This is a genomic window from Aliarcobacter butzleri (genome assembly GCF_900187115.1).
Lineage (GTDB): Bacteria > Campylobacterota > Campylobacteria > Campylobacterales > Arcobacteraceae > Aliarcobacter > Aliarcobacter butzleri.
In genome coordinates this window covers 1,874,362-1,884,204 of record NZ_LT906455.1, presented here as the reverse complement: position 1 = coordinate 1,884,204, position 9,843 = coordinate 1,874,362, and the positions used below count along the sequence as shown (strand labels likewise).

9 protein-coding genes and 5 tRNA genes are annotated in these 9,843 nt (G+C 25.0%); 3 read left to right on the top strand and 11 right to left on the bottom strand.

Features of this window, described 5'->3' with window-relative positions; translation table 11 throughout:
• The first annotated feature begins 171 nt into the window (after window positions 1-171).
• Together CKV87_RS11785 and CKV87_RS09410 are read left to right on the top strand one after the other, a co-directional pair.
• Window positions 172-354 (top strand): hypothetical protein, encoded by a 183-nt coding sequence (locus CKV87_RS11785; RefSeq protein WP_226790377.1) that lies wholly within the window; start codon window positions 172-174, stop codon window positions 352-354.
• 42 nt (window positions 355-396) lie between these two features.
• The gene (locus tag CKV87_RS09410; protein ID WP_004511250.1) at window positions 397-684 is read left to right on the top strand and encodes a YciI family protein; all 288 of its coding nucleotides are present in this window, start codon (window positions 397-399) and stop codon (window positions 682-684) included.
• 52 nt (window positions 685-736) lie between these two features.
• Here CKV87_RS09410 and trxA read toward each other — a convergent pair whose 3' ends face one another.
• The 6 genes from trxA to CKV87_RS09380 all read right to left on the bottom strand — a co-directional run bounded on the left by trxA (window position 737) and on the right by CKV87_RS09380 (window position 3,772).
• Complete coding sequence (gene trxA, locus CKV87_RS09405) at window positions 737-1,054, bottom strand: thioredoxin (protein WP_012147820.1); 318 nt, start codon at window positions 1,052-1,054, stop codon at window positions 737-739.
• Window positions 1,055-1,065: 11 nt separating this feature from the next.
• Window positions 1,066-1,662 (bottom strand): peroxiredoxin, encoded by a 597-nt coding sequence (locus CKV87_RS09400; RefSeq protein ID WP_004510345.1) that lies wholly within the window; start codon window positions 1,660-1,662, stop codon window positions 1,066-1,068.
• A 165-nt stretch (window positions 1,663-1,827) separates the two neighbouring features.
• Window positions 1,828-1,902 (bottom strand) — tRNA-Gln (locus CKV87_RS09395).
• Between the two features lie 17 nt (window positions 1,903-1,919).
• Window positions 1,920-1,996, bottom strand: a tRNA-Thr gene (locus CKV87_RS09390).
• 10 nt (window positions 1,997-2,006) lie between these two features.
• Window positions 2,007-2,083 (bottom strand) — tRNA-Met (locus CKV87_RS09385).
• 234 nt (window positions 2,084-2,317) lie between these two features.
• On the bottom strand, window positions 2,318-3,772 hold the full coding sequence (locus CKV87_RS09380; RefSeq protein ID WP_041645005.1) for a hypothetical protein: 1,455 nt from the start codon (window positions 3,770-3,772) through the stop codon (window positions 2,318-2,320).
• Window positions 3,773-4,050: 278 nt separating this feature from the next.
• Between CKV87_RS09380 and CKV87_RS09375 the strand changes: the two genes are divergently transcribed.
• Window positions 4,051-4,770, top strand: coding sequence for a hypothetical protein (locus CKV87_RS09375; RefSeq protein ID WP_012147818.1), 720 nt, complete (start codon window positions 4,051-4,053; stop codon window positions 4,768-4,770).
• A gap of 22 nt (window positions 4,771-4,792) precedes the next feature.
• On the opposite strand, the gene CKV87_RS09370 is transcribed toward CKV87_RS09375, so the two are convergent.
• From CKV87_RS09370 to CKV87_RS09350, 5 genes are all read right to left on the bottom strand, one after another.
• Window positions 4,793-5,545 (bottom strand): replication initiation protein, encoded by a 753-nt coding sequence (locus CKV87_RS09370; RefSeq protein ID WP_041645004.1) that lies wholly within the window; start codon window positions 5,543-5,545, stop codon window positions 4,793-4,795.
• Between the two features lie 572 nt (window positions 5,546-6,117).
• Window positions 6,118-7,653, bottom strand: coding sequence for a tyrosine-type recombinase/integrase (locus CKV87_RS09365; RefSeq protein WP_012147816.1), 1,536 nt, complete (start codon window positions 7,651-7,653; stop codon window positions 6,118-6,120).
• 154 nt (window positions 7,654-7,807) lie between these two features.
• Window positions 7,808-7,884, bottom strand: a tRNA-Met gene (locus CKV87_RS09360).
• A gap of 33 nt (window positions 7,885-7,917) precedes the next feature.
• A tRNA-Gly gene (locus CKV87_RS09355) sits at window positions 7,918-7,994 on the bottom strand.
• 118 nt (window positions 7,995-8,112) lie between these two features.
• Window positions 8,113-9,816: a sensor histidine kinase gene (locus CKV87_RS09350; protein WP_012147815.1), complete on the bottom strand. Its 1,704-nt coding sequence runs from the start codon at window positions 9,814-9,816 to the stop codon at window positions 8,113-8,115.
• Between the last annotated feature and the right edge of the window lie 27 nt (window positions 9,817-9,843).

Sequence of the window (9,843 nt, the reverse complement as noted above, 5' to 3'; positions counted from 1 at the left end):
ATTGCTTTTGAGTTATTTGAAGTAAATTGGCAAAAATCCGATTCTTTATATGGCTTACTAGATAATAACTTTTTAGTTTTTAAAAAGAATGTTTTTTTGTATTTCATTTTGCATCCTTCATTTTTTTATACAATATTTTTATCTTTTTATTTAAATAATTTTGGTTTTTTTATGAGTTCTATATTAATATTAAAATTTTTTGATATTAGTATAAAACTTTCTTTGATGAAAGGACTATCAAAAAATAAAGAGATGGAAGATATTGTTCCTTATAATATTAAAATGTTTCCTATAATTAGATATTTTAATGTAATTACATATCCTTTATTTTTTTTACTCGCAACCACTTTATAAACTTTGTGATAGAATAACGCAATCAATTAATAAAGGATATTTATGCAATATTTAGTAATAGCTTATGATAATGACGGTGCATTAGAGCGAAGACTTGAATCAAGAGAAGCACATATTGAAGGTGCTAGAAAATTAATGAGCGAAGGTAAAATAATAGATGCTGGCGCTTTAATAGAAGATGATATGATGGTTGGATCAACTTTATTTGTTGATTTTGAAAATGATGAAGAGATTGATGAATGGCTTTTAAATGAACCTTATGTAAAAAATAATGTTTGGAATATGGATGAATTCCAGATGGTTCCTGTTAAGTTGCTTCCAAAAAACTAATTAAAATAGATTTTAATATATTAAAATTTAGAAGAGTGATTTCTTCTAAATTTTATAATAAACTGTTTAACTTTTCTTCAAGTTTAGCTTTAGTTGTTGCTCCAATCATTTGATCAACAATTTCTCCATTTTTAAAGAAAAGAATAGTAGGAATTGATCTTACTTGATATTCACTTGTTAAATCTGGTTCTTCTTCTGTATTAACTTTGCAAATCTTTGCTTTGTTTTCAAATTCTTCTGCTAATTGATCAATAGCAGGAGCAAGCATTCGACAAGGTCCACACCATGGTGCCCAAAAATCAACTAGAACGACACCTTCTTGAATATTTTCTTTTATATTATTTTTATTTAAATCTATGTATTTTCCCATTTTATAACCTTTTATAATTTACCTTCGTTTTTAGCAAGATAATCAGCAACACCATCTTTGTTTGCTTTCATACCTTCATCACCTTTTTGCCAACCAGCTGGACAAACTTCACCATATTCATTAGTAAATAACATAGCATCAACCATTCTAATCATTTCATCTACGTTTCTTCCTAATGGTAAATCATTGATAACTGCATGTCTTATTGTTCCATCTTTATCAATTAAGAAAGATCCTCTTAATGCAACTGATTCACCAAATAGTACATCATAGTCTTTTGAAATTTGTTTATTTAAATCAGCTACCATTGGGAATTTTACTCTTCCAATTCCACCATTTTCAACTGCTGTTTCTCTCCATGCAAAGTGTGAGAATTGAGAATCAACTGAACAACCAATTACGTTGATTCCTCTTGCTTTAAACTCATCTGTTCTTTTTGAAAAAGCAATAATTTCTGATGGACAAACAAATGTAAAGTCTAAAGGCCAAAAGAATAAAATTGCACCTTTCTCACCAATGTTTTCATATAAGTTAAAATTTTCTACAATTTGACCATCCGCAAGTACAGCTGTTGCTGTGAAATCTGGAGCTTTTTTTGTTACTAACATTTTTAATCCTTTTTTTATAATTTAACTGATGAAATGATATTAATTTAAAGCTTAATTTATGATAAAATTTATTAAAAGAAAAAAATTATCCAATAAAATGGGAAAAATATGATTTTTTAAATAATTTCAATTTATGAATTAAAAGTGTCTTTTGGAAAATAAAAGTGGATGGGGTAGAAGGATTCGAACCTTCGAGTGACGGTACCAAAAACCGTTGCCTTACCGCTTGGCGATACCCCAGAAGATTGATTAAAAAGTGGAGCTGGTGAAGGGAGTCGAACCCCCGACCTGCTGATTACAAATCAGCTGCTCTAGCCAACTGAGCTACACCAGCACACTTAAAATGGTGTCAAGAGAGGGACTCGAACCCTCGACCTCCGGCTTATGAGACCAGCGCTCTAACCAGCTGAGCTACCTTGACATATCTTTGAAACTAGGCTTTTTCTTTGTTTCAAGGTCGAGATTATAACGGGATAAAACTTAAAAAAAGCTAAAAACTATAACAAAACTATTACAAAAAACAACTACTTTTTAACTGGATGATGCGCCGCAAGCAAAGAGATAAAGTAGAAGAGAAAAATGAATAATAAGATAGCACTAGTTTTATTTCCTTTTTAAATTTTTTAAAAAGAATTAAAACTAGGCTACAGGATATTTATATCCTGCTAAGGTTGTTGAGTTCTTGTTTTCTAATTAAAGATTGTTCAATCTTTTTAGATTTAGGTTTAGGTTTGTTTAGAGCTAGTCTAATCTGATCTCTAGTAATTTTTATATTCTGATCTTTTAAAATCTTTTTTAAATATTTAGTTCTATCTCTTAATTTTTGATTTTGTTGTTTTAATGTACCTAGAAATGATTTTTGTTCTTTTTCAAGATTTTGTATATCTAAAGTTAGTTTTTGCTTAATTTGGGTGTTTTCTTGATTTAAAACATTATTTGTATCATTTAATTTATTTTTTTCAACTATTAATTCATTAATTCGATTTTCTTTTTTATCTAATTTGTCATTAAGTTCTTTAATAATTTTGTCTTTTTCTTCAATTTCTTTAACTTTTGAGTTTAATGGTTCACTTATTTTTGAGACAAGTTCCTTATACATTTGAGTAATATTTTCTACCTCAATTCTACTTACTCCTAAGATTGAATTTACTTGTTTTGTATTTTTTCCTAAAATGTTTTTAATATCACTTTTTAATGAATTTAAGTAATTATCAAGATTATCAATTTCTTTTAATTCTTTTACTTTTTCCCGCAAAGTTTTTTCTTCCACTTGTAACTGCTTAAAAACTATTGTTAAATCTTTGTATTCTTGACTAGTTCTATCGTAACTAGATCTTAAATCTTTAATCTCATTCTTTTTAAAATTTACTTCTGTATAAAGTTCTTTTAATGATTTTTCTATATCTTGTTTTTTATTGTTGTATTGTGCTTCAAGACTTATAGTTTTATTTTTTAAATCTATTCCTAGAGTTTTCCAATATTTTGCAGCACTAATATAATTAGAGTTTGTAAAATCTTTTTTTATACCTCTTTCCATTCCAAGTTTTCCAAAGTGTTTATAGGCTATATCTTGTAAAGGTGATAAGTCTTTTGTTTCTCTATTTTTAAAAGTAATAGAGGCTCCCATATTGTCAAAATTTGTAAAAAAATATTGAAAGTGTGGAGTTTTTTCATCAAGGTGTAAAACCATATATTTTGTTTTAATTCCTAAATGTTTTTCCATATCTTTTAAACATTCAATAGCTAGATTTGATAAATCAATTAAACTATATTTTTTGTTTTTCAAATCTTCTTTTAGTTGTTCACTAAAAGTAAAAACACCTTCACCCCATGAGCCACAAGTATCTCTTAGATTTCTTTTATTATATTTTTTATAAATTTCGGTATGTTCAAGTCTATCTTTTTTATATTCACTTGATATTTTTGTATAGAGTTCTTTTTTATTTTCTTTTGTAATTTTAGTAGCTTTTCCATCCAAAAAAATATAATTGAAATTGTTGTTTTCGAGTTGAGATAAGCTCTTGTGAGTGTGTCTAAGATTGTGTTTAATTGCATTTCTAATTTTAAGATTATTGTGTGCTTGTATCCTTGAATTAATATAATTATTCATAGTGTATCCCTTCATTTTGATACCTATTAATTATAAGTTAAAAATTTCGAGTAATGGTAATACTTACATTTGACTTACTAGATTACCACTTCGTGTTAATCTTTAGTAAGTTTAAGGGGTGAACACCCTTAAAAATCCCCTTGAACTTCCCCACCTCTAAGAGAAGAATCACAAAACATTTTTGTTCTTCTAATCTGTAAAAAAACATAAATTTGATTATTTAAGCAACACTTCTATAAGATATAAAAATATATAAATCTATTAGGGGATAAGCTTTTATGTTTATAGGAATTAGTAAAAATTTGGGGAATGGTTTTAGGATTGGTATAGGTACTAAAATAAATTTGGATAACAATAATAAAAAAAATGAAAAGGATAAAAAAGAACAAGAATTTCAAGAATTTTTAAATTCTATGAATACAAAAACTTTAGATTCTGTAAAAAAATTTGTTGAAACAAATGGATATAATTTTGAAGAAATAAGTAAATATGAAATAGATTTAGATGATTTATTTATTGGTAGCAAGAAATATGAAGAATTTATGAAAATAGTATTAGATATAAATAAAATTGCCATGAGAACTTTAGAAATTAAAGATTATGGAGTAGTTGCAAAAAGAAAAATATCAGATTCAGTTTATAATCTTGTAGACTTTGTAGAAGATTATAATAAAAATTTTAATACTTATTTAGAACAAGGTTTAGCAACTAAATCAATAGAGATTGATTATACACAATATAAACGTGTAGAAATTAAAAAAGAAAAAAATATTTCAGAAATTAGTATGGTATATAAAATTTTTATATACATAGGGGTAATTTTTATGCCTTATATTTTTGCTTGGTTTACACTTAAAAAAGGATTTTCAAAAACTTCAAGAATAATATCTTTTGTTTGGCTTGTTCTATTATTGATAGGATTTATTAATTCTCCTAAAAATGATCAAAATACGAATACTACAAATACTACTCAAGAAGTTAATAAAAATATTAAATAGGGAATAAAATTTCCCTATAACTTTAATTATCTTCTATTTTTAATGCTTTCATTTTTTGTTGCAAAGTATTTGCACCTTCTTGTCTTTTAGCTTTTCTTTCTTTTTTGATTTTTTCTATTGTTTCAAAATTATCACAGATCTGAAAATCTATTGAATGAAATGATTTACCAAGTTTTTTAAAACTAAATTCAAATTTTATAGTTGTATTTTTTTTTAAATCTTTTTGTACACTTTCTATCATTACCCTAATATCTTTATTTGTATAAGTATTTGGAATTTTTAAAAGTTTTCTAAATTCATCTATTGTAATTGTTCTATTACCTATAGTTTTATATTGTGTTAGTAATTCAAAAACTTGTATTGAATAAGCACTTCTTAGTTTTAAAATATTACTTATGTTGTATCTTGTGAAATTATCTTTTAGTTCTAATAAATATGGTTTTAATCTTTTATCAAAAGCATATTCTATAACTCCATCATCATAAACTAATCCACTAAACCAATTGAAAACACCTTTTCCAATTTTAAATGGTTTTGACATAATTGACTCACATAAGTTTGTTATATATTCTACGTTTGTTATATCTTTTTCTGAAAAGTTCAGATCTCTTAAATTCATATATTTAATATCAAAACTTTTGTCTTTTTGATTATCTATATTTGATATTAATGTACAAATTAATTTTAATTCGTTTGTTTCATATTTATATTTAGTAGTTGCATTTATTAAAGCATTATGTTTTACTACTAAATTTTCTTTTTCTACTTTACTCATTTTAAATCCTTTTTTAAATTTAAAATTAGTTTTAAGTAACATAAAAATCAAATGGTAAAGAAATTAAAATCTTTTCCTTTTATCTATCAAAAGTTTCCCATTATCTATCAATATTTTCCCATTATCTATCAAAAGTTTCCCATTTAGAGTAAATTAGCTTCGATTTCATGGGGCTTACAAGGGGGCGAAAAAGAGAAAAAGAGAAAAAAGATGATTTTTTCCTACACCTCGTTCCGGTGAAGCAATTAAAATCGCTTCAAAAAATCATATTAAGTTACTTTTTTAATGCTCTGGTGAAACTAAAGTTTCACTTGAACATATTTAAAATATGATTTTAAATATATTCACAAAAAGTATATAATTTTTGCGTGGAAGCTAATCGCCGCAAAAATGTTAATAAATAAACTTCGTTTATTCTCTTTTTACATTCCATCTCTTTTTTTGCCTGCGGCGCATTATCCAGTTAAAAAGTAGTTGTTTCTTTTTTTTATTTTTATTCTTATCTTGTTTTTTTCTATAGTAATCTTTTTCTCAAAACGCTACGGCAAGTTTAATAATTATTTTAGTTATTTTTAATAATTGATATAATCTAACAAACCTTTTAATAGTTTTATATTAATTGGATTACTATATCCAAAAGTAGTTTTATCACTTTGCGCATGTCCTACAAAAGCTTTTATATGTTCCATCTTTTGATTACTTTGAATTAGAGTATCTATAAAACTATGTCTTAATGAATACAAAGTTTTATTTTCATTAATTTGGTTTTTATATGTTTTTCTAAAATATGTACTAAAACTTTTATTATCAATATTGAATAAATTATTATTTTTAGATTTTACAAAATCTAAAAAACCTAGTTCTATTAATTTTGGGTGTATAGGTATTGTTCTAATACTTGCGTCGGTTTTAGTTGTTTTATTTTCTTTTGTGTTAATACTTATGCAAGGTGTACCACCAATTTCAACAATATCTTCTGATCTTAATTGAGTTATCTCTTTTAATCGCATTCCTTGGTATGTTGCTACTCTTGTTATAAATTGATTTTCAATAGTATCATTTTGCATTAAATTTTCAATTTTTTGTATTTCTTCTCTTGTATAATTTTGACGCTTCTTTGAATCTGAACTAAGTTTTGGAATTTTAAAATTTTCTTTTGCAATACAATCTATTTTATACATATAGTCAAGATATTGATTAACTCTAATAATATATTTGTTTACAGTATCATTGGACAAAGTTTCATAGTCATCATTATTACTAATAATAAAGTCTAAATCTTTGTTTTTAAAAAAGTTTTTTGTAGTATATGCTAAAGGTATCTCCAATAATGTATCCCTAAAATCTATCAACTCATCAAATTTAATATCTTTTAAATCTTTATCTTTGAAATACATATTTAAAAGTTTAAAAGCTCTTATGTTTAATTGTAGAGTATCATTTGTCCAATTATCCTGTGTACTTTGATATTTGATATATTTGTCAAAAGTTGAAGCAATAGTATTAACTACTTTAACTTCTTCTTTTACTTCTTTTTTAGTAGGTGTTATTGTTTCATTTGCAGCAAGATTATTTTTTACTAAGTTTATTTTTCTAGCTTTATAATATAGACCTTTGTTTATCTTGTCATTAATAGCCTTTAAATGATTTATTTTACTATTTAGTAGGATTTTACCTATTTTTATTATTTCTTCATTATTGGGCTTGTAATCAAGTTTATTTAGTATAAACTCGACTTCTTCTACTTCAAAGATATTATTTTGATAATTATGTTGTAGTTGTTCAATACTATCTTCCAGCATTAAAGCAAAAATTGTATCTTCAGGTTTTGGTGTATTGTATAAGTCTTGTTCGGTAAGTTCTAATTGTGTATTGTGAAATTCTTCCACTAATTGATATATAAAGTCAATGTCAAAAGACATATTATAAACCTCTTTTATAGCATTAAATTTGTTATTTAATAGTGTAGCATATTTTAACGCTAGTTTTTTAGATTTTGTACTTAGTGTACGAACATAAAGAGTTTTATTTTTGAAAAATAATTTTAAATGATTTGGGATTGATTTTCGATAATAGAAAATATTGTTTCTAAGATATATATTTGTCATTTTCAAACTTTACTTAAAATTTTGAAACGTGAAAAACTATAACAAACTATTACAAAAAAGTTATATTTTATTGAAAAGATAGATTTCATGGGATTTGTCAAAGCTTATGAGACCAGCGCTCTAACCAGCTGAGCTACCTTGACATTTTATAAATTGGTTGCGGAAATAGGATTTGAACCTATGACCTTCGGGTTATGAGCCCGACGAGCTACCTAGCTGCTCTATTCCGCGATATGTGAAAAAAATTTAACTTTAAAGTTAAAGTGGAGCGGGAGACGAGACTCGAACTCGCGACAGTCTGCTTGGAAGGCAGAAGCTCTAGCCAACTGAGCTACTCCCGCAAAATCTTTAAAAACTATATAAAGCTTTTAAGGAGTGTGATTATAATTGAATTTATATTAAAAAAGACTTAATATTAAACTATTTTAATAACTATTTATAAAATAAATAAAATATTAGTCATATTTCAATAGAAAAAGCGACTCCATCTTTTATATTAAAGACATTTATTTTTCCTTTAAAGTGAGATTCTATAATCATTTTTGACATATAAAGTCCAATTCCTGTTCCTTTTTCTTTTGTTGTAAAATATGGATCAAATATTGAGTTTAAATGCTCTTTTTCTATACCACCAGCATTATCAAGGATAGTTGTAAATGATTTATTATTTTTTGTTTCAAGAATAATTTTTATTTGTGGATTAGATATTTTTCTTAAGATAATTGCATCTTTTGCATTTGTTAAAAGGTTTAATATTACTTGAGAATACTCGTTTTCATAAGCAATTATTTGAGTATCTTCTTTTATTTTAAATTCAAAATTTATATTTAGATTATCAAAAATAGGTTGCATTATTTCGATGGCTTTATATATCTCATCGCTTAAATAAAAGTTCTCTTTTTGTTTATTAACTTTGTAAAAATCTTTAAAATTATCAATTGTTTTTGACATAAAGTCCAATTGAGAATTTGATTCTTTTATTTTTTCATTTAAGTATTTTATATCTATTTTTTTATCTTCTAAGGCTAATTGAAAATTCATATTTATAAAACCTAAATGAGTTAATGGTTGTCTCCATTGATGAGCAATATTATTTATCATTTCACCCATTGAAGCCAATTTACTTTGGTGAATTAAAAGTTTTTCTTTTTCATTTTTTTCTTTTACTAAAATTTTTAACATATATCCTAATGCAAAACTAAAAATCAAAGATTCTAAAGGTGCGCCAATATGTACAGTATAGATTCCACTAATTGGAATTAAATAGTGTTCGGCTGCATATATAAAAATACAAACCACTAACCAACCAATAGTATAAACTAATGCATTTTTATCGCCTTTAATTACTGCAATTGCTCCTGCAATAGTTGGAATTAAAAATCCTATATAAAAAGGAACATAAATATATAAAATAGAGTATTTATATATAAAAATTGCTATTAAATCCAAGATATTAAGTAGTATAAATATATTTATAAATATATGAATGGCAGGCATTTTTTCTTTAGTTTTTAAAATAGCTTGTGCAAATAAAAGAGTGAATAAAAAACTAAGAGTTTCTGCTGTATCAACTAAAGCTTGATATATAGAAGAGAGGTAAGAGTGATAACTAAAATACATAAATCCAACAAGAGATAAAAGAACAAAAAGTTGCATTAAAGAATAGTATAAAAAACATTTCATTCTAGTTGAAAAAAATATGATTAAATAATATAAAAAAGCACAAAAGATTATTCCATATGCAACTCCATATAATATGCCTTCATATTTTAGAAAATATTTGTATTCAAAGTTATTTATATAATTCCATCGAAATTGGGCAATTTTTTTACTATCATATTTGTATTTAAAAAATATCTCTTTTTCTTGAAATTTATCGAGTTTTACAACTATTATATTATTTATTATTTCATATTTAATATTTGTATAAATTAAACTATCTTTGTCAGAAACGATTGTTAAATAGTAAGTTTTATTTTCAAGTTTTTCAAAATCTAGTTCAAACTTAATTGTAAATTCATCTAAAATTAGATTTCCATAATCTTCGTATTTAAGTTCTCTAAAATTTATATTATCCTCAGAAATATAGTCTTTTATAAAATATCCAAAATTATTGCTGTAAAGATTTGTAAAAAATAAAATAAGAAATAAAATGCTTTTCATTAGATTATTATACAATAATTTAATGAA

Excerpts from the sequence above, each read along its gene's own strand:
- CKV87_RS09400 (WP_004510345.1), bottom strand. The coding sequence starts at position 1,662 with ATGTTAGTAACAAAAAAAGCTCCAGATTTCACAGCAACAGCTGTACTT.
- CKV87_RS11785 (WP_226790377.1), top strand. The coding sequence starts at position 172 with ATGAGTTCTATATTAATATTAAAATTTTTTGATATTAGTATAAAACTT.
- CKV87_RS09410 (WP_004511250.1), top strand. The coding sequence starts at position 397 with ATGCAATATTTAGTAATAGCTTATGATAATGACGGTGCATTAGAGCGA.
- CKV87_RS09375 (WP_012147818.1), top strand. The coding sequence starts at position 4,051 with ATGTTTATAGGAATTAGTAAAAATTTGGGGAATGGTTTTAGGATTGGT.
- CKV87_RS09380 (WP_041645005.1), bottom strand. The coding sequence starts at position 3,772 with ATGAATAATTATATTAATTCAAGGATACAAGCACACAATAATCTTAAA.
- trxA (WP_012147820.1), bottom strand. The coding sequence starts at position 1,054 with ATGGGAAAATACATAGATTTAAATAAAAATAATATAAAAGAAAATATT.
- CKV87_RS09365 (WP_012147816.1), bottom strand. The coding sequence starts at position 7,653 with ATGACAAATATATATCTTAGAAACAATATTTTCTATTATCGAAAATCA.
- CKV87_RS09370 (WP_041645004.1), bottom strand. The coding sequence starts at position 5,545 with ATGAGTAAAGTAGAAAAAGAAAATTTAGTAGTAAAACATAATGCTTTA.
- CKV87_RS09350 (WP_012147815.1), bottom strand. The coding sequence starts at position 9,816 with ATGAAAAGCATTTTATTTCTTATTTTATTTTTTACAAATCTTTACAGC.